Below are 15,461 nucleotides of genomic sequence, written 5' to 3' on the forward strand. Positions count from 1 at the left end.
GGCGCCGCATGTTCGCCATCGCCTATTTTGAAGCGCGCCAGCGCCTCAAGCTGCTGTCGACCTGGGTCTATTTCCTCGGTTTCCTGGCGCTATCGCTGTTGTGGATGGCCGCCGCCGGCGGCTTCTTCAAGGAAGCCCAGGTCACCTTCGGCAGCATGGCGATCAATTCGCCGCGCTCGCTGATGTTCACCGTCAGCGCGCTCGGCTCGCTTGGCGTGGTGGTGATCGCGGCCATGATGGGCCGCTCGGTGCAGCAGGATTTCGAGTACGACATGCAGCACTTCTTCTTCAGCGCGCCGATCAAGAAGCACCAGTACATGTTCGGCCGCTTCCTCGGCGCCTATTTCACGCTGGCGGTCATCTTCACCAGCATTATCCTGGGCGCTTGGCTGGGCAGCATGCTGCCGGGCATCGACCCCGAGCGCCTGGGCCTGCCCGGCCCGCTGGGCTACCTGATCCCGTATTGCGTCGTCATCCTGCCCAACATCTTCATCTTCGGCTCCGTCTTCTTCATTCTCGCCGCGCTGACGCGGCGCATGCTGCCGGTCTACATCAGCAGCGTGGTCATGCTGATCGGCTACATCGTCGCCCCCGGCCTGGCGCGCGACCTCGACTACAAAACCCTGGCCGCGCTGATCGACCCCTTCGGCACCACCGCCGTGCTGCGCCTGACCGAATACTGGCCCATCATCGAACGCAACACGCGCATGGTGTGGCCGGAAGGCGTGTACCTGATTAATCGCGTGCTGTGGTCGTCGTTTGCGCTGGCCGGCCTGCTGCTCGGGTACTGGCGCTTCCACTTCATCGCCACCGTCGACAGCGGCGCCAGCGGCAACGCCAGCCGTGGCGAAGGCGAACCGCCGCAGCACCTATCGGCCACCTCGACCAACACCCAGGAAACACCGGACTTCAAATCGCGCAGCCTGGCCGCGCTGCTCGTCAAGATGAGCTGGCTGAACCTGCGCGAAACGACCAAGAACATTTACTTCGTCGTCATCGTGCTGGCCGGCGTGCTGATGATGTTCGCCGGCGCGCTGGACATGGGCTCGATGTTCGGCACCAACACGTTCCCGGCCACCTACCTGATCCTCGACTCGGTGACGGAAACGTTTGAATTGTTCATGCTGGTGATCACCACCTTCTACGCGGGCGAGCTGATCTGGCGCGAACGCGAGGCGCGCATGGGACAGATGCTCGACGCGCTGCCGATCCCAAGCTGGCTGCCGCTGTTGTCCAAGCTGTTCGCGCTGATCGGACTGCAAGCGCTGCTGCTGGTGGTCGTCATGCTGTGCGGCATGACGATCCAGATCTTCAAAGGTTATTTCAATCTGGAGCCGGGGCTGTATCTGTACCAGCTATTCCTGATCCAGCTGCCGGACTACGCGCTGGCGGCGGTGCTGGCGATCGCGCTGCAGGTGCTGATCAACCAGCGCTACCTGGCCTACTTCGCGATGATCATGTACTACGTCGCGCTGCTGACCATGAGCTCGATGGGCCTGGAAGAACCGCTGCTGGCCTACGGCGCCATGCCGCACTTCATCTATTCCGCCATGAACGGCTTCGGCCACTTCCTGCCGCGCGAGCGCTGGTTCGAAGCCTACTGGGCCGGCGCCGCGCTGCTGCTGGTGGTTGCCGCGCTGCTGTTCTGGGCGCGCGGCACCAACGACGGCTGGCGCCAGCGCATGCAGCTGGCGCGCCACGCGCTGACCATGCCGGTGCTGACGGCGACGGCGGCCGGCGCGCTGATCTTCGCCGGCGCCGGCGCGGTACTGTTCTACAACACGCACATCGTCCACGCCTACAAGTCGACCTACCAAAAAGACGCCGGGCGCGCCGACTACGAACGCAAGTACAAGCAATACGCCGCGTTGCCGCAGCCGCGCATCACCGACGTCAAGCTCGACGTCGCCATCACGCCGGCGCAACGCAGCCTCAAGGTCAAGGGGCGGTACGTGCTGCAAAACAAGACCACGCAGCCGGTCAGCGACATCATCATCCAGCAGGACGCCGACGCCACCGGCTACAAGGCGCGCTTCAGCCAGGAAGTCCGCGCGGGCCTGCGCGACAGCGGCCTCGGCTTTTACACCTACAAGCTGGCCACGCCGCTGGCGCCGGGCGCGCGGATGGCGTTCGAGTTCGAAGTTGACTACGTACCGAAGGGCATCTTCGGCATGGGCCAGGACACGCCGGTCGTGTACAACGGCACCTTCTTTAACAACAGCGTGCTGCCGCACATCGGCTACCAGCAAGACAACGAACTGAGCGACGCGCGCGACCGCAGGAAGCACAACTTGGCCGCGCGCGAACGCATGTTGCCGCGCGACGACGCCCGTGGCCTGGCCAACAATGCCAGCGGCAACGACGCCGACTGGATCGGTTTTGACGCCATCGTCAGCACCAGCGCCGACCAGATCGCCATCGCGCCGGGCACGCTGGTCAAGGACTGGAGCAGCAAGGGCCGGCACTACTACCACTACAAGATGGACCAGCCGATCCTGAACTTCTACGCTTTCCAATCGGCACGCTACCTGGTCAAGCGCGACTGGTGGCAGGATGTCGGCATCGAGATCTACTACCACCCTGGCCACGAGTACAACCTCGAGCGGATGAACAAGGGCATCAAGGAATCGCTCGATTACTACACGCGCAACTTCGGACCGTACCAGCACAAACTGGTGCGCATCGTCGAATTCCCGCGCTACGCCACGTTCGCGCAATCGTTCCCGAACACCATTCCGTACGCCGAATCGCTGGGCTTCATTGCCAAGGTCGACGACGGCAACCCCAAGGACATCGACTACCCGTTCTACGTCACCGCGCACGAGGTCGCGCACCAATGGTGGGGCCATCAACTGGTCGGGGGCAACACGCGCGGCGGCAGTGTGCTGAGCGAAACGCTGGCCGAATACTCGGCGCTGATGGTGATGAAGAAGAATTTTGGCGCCAATAAAATGCGCCGCTTCCTGTACTACGACCTGCATCAATACCTGCTGGGACGGGCGCTCGAACGCAAGAAGGAACTACCGCTGGCGGACAACGAGAACCAGAACTACATCCAGTACCGCAAGGGCAGTCTGGCGATGTACCAGTTGCAGGACATTCTTGGCGAGGCCAGGATCAACGACGCGCTCAAGACACTGCTGTTGAAACACGGGCGCAGCGGCGGGCCGTATCCAAGCGTATCGGTGCTGGTGGAGACGCTGCGCGGCATCACGCCGCCGGAGCACGCCTACCTGATCGACGACCTGTTCAACCACATCGTGCTGTACGAAAACCACGGCGTCTCGGCGACGGCGCGCAAGCTCAACGACGGCAAATACGAGGTCAGCTTCGTCGTCAGCGCGGCCAAGGTGCGCGCCAACGACCAGGGCGAGGAGCGGGACGCGGCGTTAAAGGACTACATCGACATCGGTGTCGACGACAAGGACGGCAACAGCCTGCTGCGCGAGCGCAAATTGATCGAGCGCAAGGACAACAGCTACACGGTGATTGTCAGCGGCCGTCCGGCCAGGGCCGGCATCGACCCCGACAACAAGCTCATCGACCGCAAGCCCGACGACAACATGGTCAACGTCGAGCTGCAAGCGCAATAAACCTGCGGGGGTCAAGTCTGTCATTCGGACACGGGCCCGTCGGTCAAGCACCGCTAAGGTCCGGTCTGTGTCCGAATGACAGACTTGACCCCGGGGTTTAGGCGCTGAATGACAGACTTGACCCCGGGGTTTAGGCGCTAAGGTCCAGTTTGTGTCCGAATGACAGACTTGACCCCGGGGTTTAGGTGGCAACTTTGAAGATGCTGACGATGGCGCGCAGGTCATCGGCCTGATCGTTCAGCGAGGAGGCGGCGGCTGCCGCTTCCTCGACCAGCGCGGCGTTCTGCTGCGTGACCTGGTCCATCTGGATCACCGCCTGGTTGACTTGCTCGATGCCGGCGCTCTGCTCGTGACTGGCCGAGCTGATTTCGCCCATGATGTCGGTTACGCGCTGGATGCTGTCGACCACGTCGCTCATCGTCATGCCCGCTTGCGTGACCAGCGTGCTGCCGGCGTCGACCTTGTCGAGCGAGTCGTCGATCAGCGCTTTGATTTCCTTGGCGGCGGTGGCGCTGCGCTGCGCCAGGTTGCGCACCTCGCTGGCGACCACCGCGAAGCCACGGCCCTGCTCGCCGGCGCGCGCCGCTTCCACCGCCGCGTTCAAGGCCAGGATGTTGGTCTGGAAGGCAATGCCGTCGATGACGCTGATGATGTCGACGATCTTGCGCGCCGAGCCGCTGATCGCTTCCATCGTGTCGACCACGTCAGCCACTTCCGTGCCGCCGCGCCGCGCCACTTCCGACGCCTTGACCGCCAGCTGGTTGGCCTGGCGGGCGTTGTCGGAATTCTGCTTGACGGTCGAGGTCAACTCTTCCATCGACGCTGCCGTCTCTTCCAGGCTGGACGCCTGTTCCTCGGTGCGGGCAGACAAGTCCATATTGCCGGCGGCGATCTCGCTCGACGCCGTCGAGATGCTCTCCGTACCATGCCGCACATCGTTGACGATGCCGATCAGGCCGTCGTTCATCGCACGCAGCGCTTGCAGCAGGCGTCCGGTCTCATCGGTGCTGTCGACCTCGATGGTCGATGTCAGATCCTTGTTGGCCACCGCCACGGCGATGTCCACCGCGCGGTTCAGCGGCACCGTGATGCCGCGCGTCAGACGCCAGGCGCAGACGACGCCCAGCGCCAGCACCACCAGACCGAACATGATCATGAAACGGCGGCTGTTCTGGTAGATCGTCTCGATCTCGGCGGCGTTGGCGTCGATGCTTTTGCGCTGCATTTCCAGCAAGCCGCTTAGCGAGCCCAGGTAGGCTTTGCCGTCCGGCGTAAAGCGTTGGTTGAGCACTTCGTTGGCCTGCTCGAGCTGCCCTTCCTTCTTTAGCTTGACGATCTCGTCACGCGACGCCAGGTAACGCTTGCGGTTGGCCATCATCTGCTCGAACAGCGTTTTTTCCTGTTCGGTCTCCAGCAGCGGCTCGACCTTCTTTTGCAAGCCGGTGACCTCGGCGGTGGAGGCGGCGGTTTCCTCGGCAAAGAACGGTCCAAGCGACGGATCGGTGCTCTTCGAGATCGCCGACGTCCGGCGCACGCTGGTGTGGATCAGGCGATACCAGTCGCTGATCATGCGTTCCTTGGCCAAAGGCTGTTGCATCATGTCGCGGGTCGCCTCTGCCACGTCTTGCATATGCGTGATGCCGATCACCGTCATCAAAGTCATCATGGCGAGGACCAAGCCAAAGCCTGCGGCAAGGCGCGTGCCGATTTTCAAATTTTTCATGGTAATAATTGCCGGTCAAGGCAGTATCTGGAATTAAGAAGCGGTGCGACGTTTGAGAACCGCGAATGGGCAGAAGACGTGAGTTGCCCTAAAGAATCAATAGTTTAGCACAGCAATTAATTTACTGCTGTAATAAAGAATTGTGATAGCAAGCCGTTAAATGTGCCAAAAAACTAATTTCACTTGGCTACCGTATTGGATGGACCGACGCTGCACCCGGACGTCACGGACACCGCCGATTGGCGTACGCAACAGTTAAATGATGCGATGTCATCGTTTATGTTGTCGAAACAGGATAATAAGCAGAAAGCGATGCACTTACATCGATAAAAAAAGGACCGCGAAGTTGCCTTCGACGGTCCTTTTATTCGAGCCTGCCGAAGACTACTCGGCGGTCGCAGCAGCCTTCTTCGGCGCGGCCTTCTTAGCCGGCGCTTTCTTGGCCGCAGGTTTCTTGGCTGGCGCGGCCTTGGCGGCGGCGGCCTTCTTGGCCGGCGCCTTCTTGGCTGGCGCCGCGTCGGTCGCGACACCGTCAGCGCCTTCGTCCGCTACGGCGGCAGCCTTGCCCTTGGCGGGCGCCTTGGCCTTGCGCTCTTCGAACTCGAAGCTGATCTTGTTGTCCTTGCCCTTGACCAGGAAGGCCTTGAACGGACGACGCGTGCGCTGCGAAACAAAGCCCGGCAGCAGGTCGGTCTTGCCTTCGTTGATCAGCTTGGCCATTTGCTCAGGCAAAATCTCCTGTTGCAGAATGATGCGGCCGCTGCGGAAGTCGCACGTCTTCGGCTTGGCGACGCTGTTTTCGCACACATACGCCAGACCCATTTCATACACGCCGCCGGCGCACTTCGGACAAGGCCCCAGCGGGGTCTGGCCGGTGAAGTCGACCGCTTCCGCGTCTTCCGAATCGTCGTTCTGGCCGAAATCAAACTCCAGCTTGAAGTTCTTGATCTCTTCGTCGCGCACGATGCGCAGGATGGCCGCGAACGGACGTCCCATCTTCGAGCGGAAACCTTGCAGCGGACCGATGGTGCGTTCCTTGAGCAACTGTTCCACTTCCTCGATCTCGAACTGGCGGCTGCCCGGCGTTTTGCTCATCGAGAAATCGCACTTGGTGCAGGCGAAGCGGCGATAGTTCTCTTTGACCACGCTGGCGCAATTCGGGCACGGCGTCGTCAGGGTGGCGTAATCGCCGGGGATCGTGTCGTTGTTGTATTCCTTGGCGCGTTTGACGATGATCTGCGTCATCTGGGCGATTTCGCGCATGAATTCCTCGCGCGAGATCTTGCCCTTTTCCATCTGCGACAACTTGTATTCCCATTCGCCGGTCAGTTCCGGCGCGGTCAGCTCATTGACACCCAGGCCGCGCAGCAACGTCATCAACTGCGACGCTTTGGCGGTCGGCATCAGTTCGCGGCCTTCGCGCAACAGATAGCGCTCGGTCAGCAACCCTTCGATGGTGGCCGCGCGCGTCGCTGGCGTGCCGAGGCCCTTGCCGGCCATGGCGTCGCGCAACTCGTCGTCCTCGACCAGCTTGCCGGCGCCTTCCATGGCCGACAGCAACGTCGCCTCGGTGTAGCGCGCCGGCGGCTTGGTGACCAGGCCGTTGGCGTTGACCTTGTCGGTCAGCACCTTCTCGCCCTTGGCGACCGGTACCAGATTACCGTTGGCGTTCCCTTCCTTGTCGTCGTCGGTGGACGCTTCCTTGCCGTAGATCGCCAGCCAGCCCGGATTGGTCATGACCTTGCCTTCAGTTTTGAACTGATGGCCGGACACTTCCGTGTAGCGGGTGGTGACCTGGAACTCGGCCGGCGGGAAAAACACCGCCATGAAGCGGCGCGTCACCAGGTCGTAGAGCTTCTGTTCCGGCTCGGACAGGTTTTTCGGCGCAATGGTGGTCGGGATGATCGCGAAGTGATCCGAGATCTTGGTGTTGTCGAAAATACGCTTGTTCGGCTTGACCCAGCCCTTGTCGAGGATCTGCTTGGCGAACTGGTGGTAGTTCGGGTTTTCCTTGACCGTTTCCAGCGCCTGCTGCACGGTCGGCAAGTAGTCTTCCGGCAGGTGGCGCGAATCGGTACGCGGATAGGTCAGCACTTTGTGCTTTTCGTACAGCGCCTGGGCCAGGCCCAGCGTGTTCTTGGCCGAGAAGCCGAAGCGCGAGTTCGCTTCGCGCTGCAGGCTCGTCAGGTCGAACAGCGCCGGCGCCATCGACGTGGTCGGCTTGGCTTCCTCGGTGACGATGCCCTGCTTGCCACGGCAAGCGGTGGCGATCGAGTCGGCGGCGGTCTTGCTCCACAGGCGCTCGGCGCGCTTTTCGGGATCGTTTTCGTCCTTCTTGAACTTGGTGTCGAGCCAGCGGCCTTCATACACACCGGCGGCGCACACGAACTCGGCGCGCACTTCCCAGAAGTCGCGGGCGACGAATTTCTTGATCTTCTCTTCGCGTTCGACCACGATCGACAGGGTCGGCGTCTGTACGCGGCCCACGGTGGTCAGGTAGAAGCCGCCCTCTTTCGAGTTGAACGCGGTCATCGCGCGGGTGCCGTTGATGCCGATCAGCCAGTCCGCTTCCGAGCGGCAGCGCGCGGCGTCGGCCAGCGGCAGCATTTCCTCGTCGGAACGCAGATGGGTGAAGCCTTCGCGGATCGCGCCAGGCGTCATCGATTGCAGCCACAGGCGCTTGACCGGTTGCTTGGCCTTGGCGTTCTGGGCGATCAAACGGAAGATCAGTTCCCCTTCGCGGCCCGCGTCACATGCGTTGATGATGGCGGTGACGTCTTTACGTTTGATCAGCTTGTTGAGCACCTTGAGGCGCGCTTCGGTCTTGGCGATCGGATTGAGCGCGAAGTACGGCGGGATCATCGGCAGGTGCGCGAAGCTCCATTTGCCGCGTTTGACGTCGTGCTCTTCCGGCACAGCGATTTCCAGCAGGTGGCCGACGGCGGAGGACAGCACGTACTCGTCGGACTCAAAGTACTCATCGTGCTTGGTAAAGCCGCCAAGCGTCTTCGCGATGTCGTTCGCGACAGAAGGCTTCTCGGCGATGATGAGGGTTTTCGTCATATTTCGTATCTCGTTTTTAACACTTTGGGTGGGGTCAGCATGCGCATCATACATGGATCGCGCCGCAGTCTGCACTTTTGCGCCGCCGATGGCAAGGCCGAAGTGTGACAGTCTTGTCAAAGCGCAAATGATAAGCGGGTTGTCGGCAGGACTGCAAGCAAACCGCGCGATGACGCGTTTTGGCAGGCAGCGAACCGCGCGCCACGCTGCGATGCAGGTCCCGATTAAAGTGTTGCTTTTTGGAACGTAGAACGATCGCCAGCGTGCCGCCGGCTGTTCTTATTAGTGCAGCAGGCGCGGCGCCTGGTCTTCGTCCGAGCCGAACAGGTCGTCGAACATCAGCGCGTCCGGTTCCTTGCCTTGACTCCAGAGCAACATCAGCACGATGACCTTGAGCTTGCCCAAGGTGACGGGCGCCTCCTCCAGCGCCAGCGCCCGCTCGACAACGATTTCACGTTGCAGCGGAGACAAGACCTTGGCCGATTCGAGGAACTGGATGAAGCCGATCGCGGCGGTGCCCAGCACGTCCTGCTCTTCCTCGACATAGAAGCGGGTGCCGGTCGAGGCGGCCGTCAGCGAGTGCTCGACGCCGGCCATGGCGGTCAAATCGTTGAGCCAGACCAATGCCTCGGAAATTTCGACATCATCAAAACCGACAGCCGACAGCTTCTTGGCCAACGCAGCCGGTTCGGGGCAAGCATCGGGACGGTAATAAGTCTCGTAGAGATAAACAAGGATGTCGAACATGACTCTACTCTATCAGTTAAAACAGATCGGACACAAGTACCGCACAGCTTGCCTCTTTGTCCGTCCGCTTACGAACGCAAGCGTTGAAACATTCCGCCCGGCAAACGCTCGAGCAAACCGGCCAATTCCAACGCCAGCAACTGCCCCTGCAGCTCGGCGGCGGACTGGCCCAGCGAGGCGGCCAGGGCGTCGGCGCCGGCCGGATGCTCGCCGATCGCGTCGAGCACCCGGTCGACGAAGCTGTCGTCGATCGCGGCCCGCGGGCCGGCCATGCCGTCGGTTGCCATCTGCATATCCTCCAGCACGTCGGCGGCGGTCTCGACCAGCTTGGCGCCCTCGCGGATCAAGCGGTGGCAGCCCTTGGCCAGCGCCGCGTGCACCGAACCCGGCATCGCATACACGTCGCGCCCCTGCGAAATCGCCAGCCGCGCCGTGATCAGCGAGCCGGACTTTGCGGCCGCCTCCACCACCAGCACCCCGCGCACCAGCCCGCTGATGACGCGGTTACGGCGCGGAAAGTTGTCGCGCAGCGGCGGCGTGCCGAGCGGGTACTCGCTGACGATACACCCCTCCTCGGCGATCCGGCGCGCGAGGTTGCCATTGCTGGCGGGATAGATGCGGTCGGCGCCGGTGCCGATCACGGCCAGGGTGCCACCGGCGCCGCACAGACCGCCTGCATGTGCGGCCGCGTCGATGCCCAGCGCCAGCCCGGAGACGATGGTCAAGCCGGCCTCCGACAGCGCGCGCGCCATGCGCTCGGCGTTGAGCATGCCCTGGACGCTGGCGTTGCGCGAACCGACCACCGCCACCGCCGGGCGCGTCAACAGTTCGGCGCGGCCCTTAACGTACAGCATCAGCGGCGCGGCGGCGATCTCGCGCAGACTCGCCGGATAGTCGGCATGGTGCAAGGTCAGGAACAGGTTGCCCGGCAGCTCGCGCCAGGCCAGCACCGCGTCGGCCTGGGCCGTCAAGGCGGCCATCTCGGCGGGCGATGGCGGCCGCAGCAAGGCGTCGGCCTGGCCGGGCTTGACCAGCGCCAGCAATTGTTGGCGACTGGCGTCGAAGATCGCTTGCGGCGAGGCGAACTTGTCGAGCAGCCGGTGCGCGCTCAGCAGGCCGATGCCATCGGTACGCTCCAGGCGCAGCCAGGCGATCAGCGCGGGCGCCGTGGGAGGGATCAGGGTTTCCGTGGCTTGCACGGCGGGGGTTACTCCGGCGACTTGGCGACGTCGCCCACTTCCACCGGCGCCGTCACCTGCATGATCAGGCCGTAGGAAATCTGCCTGAACACGCGGAAGATAAACAGGCTGCCCACTTGCTCGTCCGGCAGCCTGACCTGCTGCTCGCGCATCCCCAGCCAGCTTTTCGGCGCGGTGGAATCGCTCACAGTTCTTCCCGCATGGTACAGCTGCAGCACGGCGCCGACATCGAGTCCGTCAAGCTTTCCGCGATTAATACTGACCACCTGGTTCTGGCCGGCGTGCGTGACGCCGCCGTAGATCGCCATCACGCGCGATTCGACCGGTTGCGCGGGCGGGTGCGGCACGTAGTTCTGCATCGGCATCGGCGGAATCGCGCGCAGCTGGTCGCCCTTGCCCATTTCCTCCTTGGCGCTGGCGACCACAAAAGTGTGCACGTCGCTGCCGCTGCCGGCTTGCGCGGCGCTCTGCAATTTCAGCGTACCTAAATAGAAGGCCTCGTGGCCGATCACCTGTTTGGTGACCGGGTCCCGCAGCGGAGTGCCCGGCCGGAACACCTGAAACGACGTGTTGCCGTTGAGTTCGCCACGGACGTAGGCCTTGTCGTCCTTGCCGATGAACACATGGTCGTCCTGCGTGGCGATGATGCGCGGCGCGCCCTTGAGCTCGTCGTTTTCGATGATCAGCGGCTGGGTCAGGAAGGGCTCGATGACGCCTGCCGGTATCGATGGCACCGCGTCCTTGCCCAGTCCCTCGACGCGCACTGCGGGCGCGCGGCGCTGCGTGGCCGGATCGTTGCCGCCGTTGGCGTCGATCCGGTTACCCAGGCGCAGGCGGCCGGCCGCGCGGTCGAACCAGATGATCTGACCCGGATAGATCCAGTGCGGATTGGCGATGTCGTCGCGGTTCATGCCCCAGACCGTGGGCCAGCACCACGGTTGTTGCAGGAACTTGCCGGAAATATCCCACAGCGTATCGCCCCGCACCACGGTGTGCTGCTCGGGCGCGTCGGCCCGGAACTCGCACTTGAGCGCCGCCGCCGAGACCGCCGGCGCCGCCACCAGGCCGCAAAATAGCACCGTCCGTACTAAGCGGTTGCCGACTGTGCTAAAATTTTTCATTAGTAGGTCCGGTAGATGCGCTAGCAACCAGCGCCGGCACACAACAGCAAGCAGTGCCCTTATCAGAGGATAAGGTTGCTAATTTGAATCAAATTCTGCCCATAAAACCCTGAACTGGCAAGCGAAACCGCGCTACGGCAAGCAGCGCGGCTGTTGCATTTTTGGTGGGGAAAATCTCACGGCGTCCGTCTTCCAGGACCGTGCGTTATCAAGGCAATCACATAGTTATCAACACAGTACAGACATGGCCATCTTAAATATTCTGCGTTACCCCGATCCGCGCCTGCACAAGGTCGCCAAGCCAGTCACCGTCTTCGACGAGCGCCTGGAAAAACTGGTCGCCGACATGGCCGAGACCATGTACGACGCGCCCGGCATCGGCCTGGCCGCCTCGCAGGTGGACGTGCACGAGCAACTGCTGGTCATCGACATCACCGAGACCAAAGACGCCCTGGTCACCTACATCAACCCGGAAATCATCTGGGCCAGCGACGAAAAGCAGGTCTACGACGAAGGCTGCCTGTCGGTGCCCGGCGTCTACGACGGCGTCGAACGCCACGCCAAAATCAAGGTGCGCGCGCTCGACGTCAAGGGCCAGCCGTTCGAAGTGGAAGCCGACGGCCTGCTGGCCGTGTGCATCCAGCACGAGATGGATCACCTGCTGGGCAAGGTCTTTGTCGAATACCTGTCGCCGCTCAAGCGCAACCGCATCAAGACCAAAATGATCAAGGAAGAACGCGGCCTGGAGCGCGAAGCCCAGCTGCGCGCCCAAGGGCGCCGGTACTGAGCATGAAGGTCATCTTCGCCGGCACCCCGGAATTCGCCGCCGTGGCGTTGCAAGCCCTGCACGAGGCCGGCTTTGAAATCCCGCTGGTGCTGACCCAGCCCGACCGCCCCGCCGGTCGCGGCATGCATTTGCAACCGTCGGCCGTCAAGCAATACGCGGTCGCGCACGGCATCGAGGTGCTGCAGCCGCTGTCGCTGCGCACCGACAGCAAAGACCCGCAGCGCGCCGAGGAGGCCTTGGCCGCCCACGCGCGCCTGCTGTCGACGCCGTATGACGTGATGGTGGTGGCCGCCTACGGCCTGATCCTGCCGCGCAGCACGCTCGACATCAAACCCTGCCTCAACATCCACGGTTCGCTGCTGCCGCGCTGGCGCGGCGCCGCGCCCATCCACCGCGCCATCGAGGCCGGCGACGACGAAACCGGCATCACCATCATGGAGATGGAGGAAGGCTTGGACACCGGCCCGATGCTGCTGATCGAACGCGTCGCCATCGGCGAGCGCGACACCACCGGCATGGTGCACGACAAGCTGGCCGCGCTGGGCGGCAAGATGATCGTCGAAGCGCTGCGCAAGATGGAACACAACCAGCTCGAAGCGGTCACGCAGCCGGAAGAAGGCGTCACCTACGCCGCCAAGATCAGCAAGGAAGAGGCGGCGCTGGACTTCGGCCAGTCCGCCGTCGAGATCGGCCGCAAGATCCGCGCCTTCAATCCCTTCCCCGGCGCGCACGCCATCGTCAACGGCGTCAACGTCAAGCTGTGGGGCGCCGAATTGGTGGAAGCCGACAGCAAAGCGCCGGCCGGCCAAGTGCTGGCGGTCGACGCGCAGCACGGCATCGTGGTCGCCTGCGGCACCGGTGCGCTGCGCCTGACGGAGCTGCAAAAACCGGGTGGCAAACGCCTGCCGGCGGCCGAGTTCATCAAGGGTTTCCCGCTAGAGAACCTTACTTTCGGGTAAGTTTTGGGCGGGTTCAAGCAAGCTCCCGGATTGCACGTTATGATGGTTCCCCCGCTTCCAGCGTCGCCTGGAAGCACTTTTGACAGGAGCCTTACATGACCGATCTGATCGACAAACTGCACTGGCGCTACGCCACCAAAAACTACAATCCCGCCAAAAAAGTGGAAGCCGAACAGCTCGACCGCATCCTCGAAGCGGTGCGCCTGGCCCCGACCTCCAGCGGCCTGCAGCCGTTTGAAGTATTCGTCGTTGAAAACCCTGAGCTGCGCGCCAAGATCCGCGAAGTCGCCTGGGGCCAGCCGCAGGTGACCGAAGCGTCGCACCTGCTGGTGTTCGCGGCGTGGGACGACATCACCGAAGCGCGCATCGACATGATGTTCGACCTGACCAACGAGCAGCGCGGCACCGTCAACGAAGGCTGGGAAGCCTACCGCGTCAAATTGAAAGCCATCGTCGCCGCGCGCGGCCAGCAGGGCAACTACGAATCCGCCGCCCGCCAGACCTACATCGCGCTGGGTGTTGCGCTGGTCGCGGCCGCGTTTGAGGGCATCGACAGCACGCCGATGGAAGGCTTCGATCCGGCCGCCGTCGACACTATCCTGTCGCTCAAGGAGCGCAACCTGCGCAGCGTCGTGATACTGCCGCTCGGCCACCGCGAACCCGAAGGCGACTGGCTGGAAGGCCTGAAGAAAGTACGCCGTCCACGCGAAAAGCTGGTGACGGCCCTGTAAAACCCCGAGCACGGAAGAAGGCCTCACATGCCCATCGAATTCTGGTTCGACTTCGCCAGCAATTACAGCTACCTGAGCGTGATGCGCATCCGCCAGCTCGCCCCCGATGGCGTGGTGTGGCGCCCCTTCCTGCTCGGTCCCATCTTCAAGGACGCAGGCTGGAACAACTCGCCCTTCGTTCTGCAAAAAGATAAAGGCGCCTACGTCTGGCAGGACATGCCGCGCCAATGCGCGAAATACGGCCTGCCTTGGCGCCAGCCATCCGCGTTCCCGCGCAACTCGATGCTGGCCCGCGCGCGTCGGCCTCCTGTGCGAAAACCAGCCATGGATGACGGACTTCTGCGAACGGGTGATGCTGGCCAATTTCGCCGACGACCGCGACATCGCCAGCACCGACTGCATTGCCGAGATTCTCTCAGCCCTCGGCCAGGACGCCGGCACCATCCTGCGCGACGCCCAAACCGACGACAACAAAGCCCGCCTGCGCGCGCGCACCGAACAAGCCAAGGCGCTGCACATCTTTGGCGCCCCGACCTTCATGGTGGACGATGCGATGTTCTGGGGGAACGACCGGCTCGACGACGCCCTGGCCCACGCACAGCGCGAAGCCAAGACCTAATCCAGCCGCACGACGCGGTCGCCCTGTTCCGGCTTGCAGCCATCGGCGATCGGCGTCCAGCCGCGCCGGACGACGATCTGGCGTTCATCATGACACAGCTCCACGCGCTCGCTGGCCGGGAAGCGCGCCCGTACAAAGATCTCTATCGTCGACGGCAGGCTGACGCGCAGCTTCATCTCCGCCACATCCTGCTGCGGATGATCGCTCAAATGCACCAGCGGCACGAAGTACGACGCCAGCATCAACAAACGCGAATCCACATCGACCGGCTGCGGCGCATAGCCCTGCAAGCGCAGCCAGTCCTGCGCGCGCTCGCGCAGATCGCCGCCATCGGCCAGGTCGCCCCAGCCGGCGGCCAGCATCTCCATCACCCACTGATTGCAGTTTTGATAGCGCGTGCCGTAAGCGTAAGCGTTGGCGCTGTATTGCGCGGCCAGCATGCTCTGCACGCGCGGCCGGTCCAGCAAGGCGGGACGCACGGCCAGCACCGCTTCCGGCGGCAGCCGCACGATGCTCAGATAACCCACTTTGGGATCGTCGGTGCCCATGGCAAAACCGGCCAGGCCCTGATCGAAAATACGCGGGCGGCTTTCGTCGCAGGCGTAATACAACTGGCGCGCCGACCACACGCCCTCCTCCGAGCGCCAGGCCAGCGACGCATGCGAATAGCGGATGCCGAAGCGCGACAAGTCCAGGCCGGAGCGGCTGACCAGCGCCACGCTGTCGCCACCGCCGGCCAGCTCCTCGCGCAGCACGCCGGCGAAGCGCAGCAAGCGATCCTGCTCGGCCGCCGTCAGCGGCTGCGCACGGTCGCAAAAGCGCGATGAGTTGGAGCCGCCGGCATACGCCGCGCCTGAAAGGACCAGCGCGCCGCACGCCAGTAGCAGCGGCGCCAGCGTCCGCAAAATCTTCACAAAGA

The 15,461-nt window shown here is 63.1% G+C and carries 10 protein-coding genes and 1 pseudogene; 5 read left to right on the forward strand and 6 right to left on the reverse strand.

Annotated features, from left to right (window positions below):
- Positions 1-8 precede the first annotated feature (8 nt).
- A complete protein-coding gene (locus tag ACZ0BA_RS18430) occupies positions 9-3,593 on the forward strand; it encodes an ABC transporter permease/M1 family aminopeptidase (protein ID WP_463452661.1) in 3,585 nt (1,194 codons plus the stop codon).
- A 181-nt stretch (positions 3,594-3,774) separates the two neighbouring features.
- Here ACZ0BA_RS18430 and ACZ0BA_RS18435 read toward each other — a convergent pair whose 3' ends face one another.
- From ACZ0BA_RS18435 to ACZ0BA_RS18455, 5 genes are all read right to left on the reverse strand, one after another.
- Entirely contained in the window at positions 3,775-5,316 is a 1,542-nt protein-coding gene (locus ACZ0BA_RS18435) for a methyl-accepting chemotaxis protein (protein WP_463452662.1), read from the reverse strand.
- Positions 5,317-5,700: 384 nt separating this feature from the next.
- A complete protein-coding gene (locus ACZ0BA_RS18440; protein WP_463452663.1) occupies positions 5,701-8,379 on the reverse strand; it encodes a DNA topoisomerase III in 2,679 nt (892 codons plus the stop codon).
- Between the two features lie 282 nt (positions 8,380-8,661).
- Positions 8,662-9,126: a Smg family protein gene (locus tag ACZ0BA_RS18445; RefSeq protein ID WP_209725183.1), complete on the reverse strand. Its 465-nt coding sequence runs from the start codon at positions 9,124-9,126 to the stop codon at positions 8,662-8,664.
- A 68-nt stretch (positions 9,127-9,194) separates the two neighbouring features.
- Positions 9,195-10,325: a DNA-processing protein DprA gene (dprA, locus tag ACZ0BA_RS18450; protein WP_463452664.1), complete on the reverse strand. Its 1,131-nt coding sequence runs from the start codon at positions 10,323-10,325 to the stop codon at positions 9,195-9,197.
- A gap of 8 nt (positions 10,326-10,333) precedes the next feature.
- A complete protein-coding gene (locus ACZ0BA_RS18455) occupies positions 10,334-11,446 on the reverse strand; it encodes a LysM peptidoglycan-binding domain-containing protein (RefSeq protein ID WP_463452665.1) in 1,113 nt (370 codons plus the stop codon).
- A 244-nt stretch (positions 11,447-11,690) separates the two neighbouring features.
- Here ACZ0BA_RS18455 and def point away from each other — a divergent pair, with 244 nt between their 5' ends.
- The 4 genes and pseudogenes from def to ACZ0BA_RS18475 all read left to right on the forward strand — a co-directional run bounded on the left by def (position 11,691) and on the right by ACZ0BA_RS18475 (position 14,542).
- Positions 11,691-12,233, forward strand: coding sequence for a peptide deformylase (gene def, locus ACZ0BA_RS18460; RefSeq protein ID WP_463452666.1), 543 nt, complete (start codon positions 11,691-11,693; stop codon positions 12,231-12,233).
- Positions 12,234-12,235: 2 nt separating this feature from the next.
- Positions 12,236-13,192, forward strand: a complete 957-nt coding sequence (gene fmt / locus ACZ0BA_RS18465) for a methionyl-tRNA formyltransferase (RefSeq protein ID WP_463452667.1) — start codon at positions 12,236-12,238, stop codon at positions 13,190-13,192.
- 95 nt (positions 13,193-13,287) lie between these two features.
- A complete protein-coding gene (locus tag ACZ0BA_RS18470) occupies positions 13,288-13,923 on the forward strand; it encodes an NAD(P)H-dependent oxidoreductase (protein ID WP_463452668.1) in 636 nt (211 codons plus the stop codon).
- 27 nt (positions 13,924-13,950) lie between these two features.
- Positions 13,951-14,542, forward strand: a pseudogene (locus ACZ0BA_RS18475) (DsbA family protein).
- Here ACZ0BA_RS18475 and ACZ0BA_RS18480 read toward each other — a convergent pair.
- On the reverse strand, positions 14,539-15,456 hold the full coding sequence (locus ACZ0BA_RS18480; RefSeq protein ID WP_463452669.1) for a DUF2145 domain-containing protein: 918 nt from the start codon (positions 15,454-15,456) through the stop codon (positions 14,539-14,541). The pseudogene ACZ0BA_RS18475 and the gene ACZ0BA_RS18480 sit on opposite strands and share 4 nt — an antisense overlap.
- Positions 15,457-15,461: the final 5 nt, after the last annotated feature.

Source organism: Duganella sp. AC917, assembly GCF_979258245.1.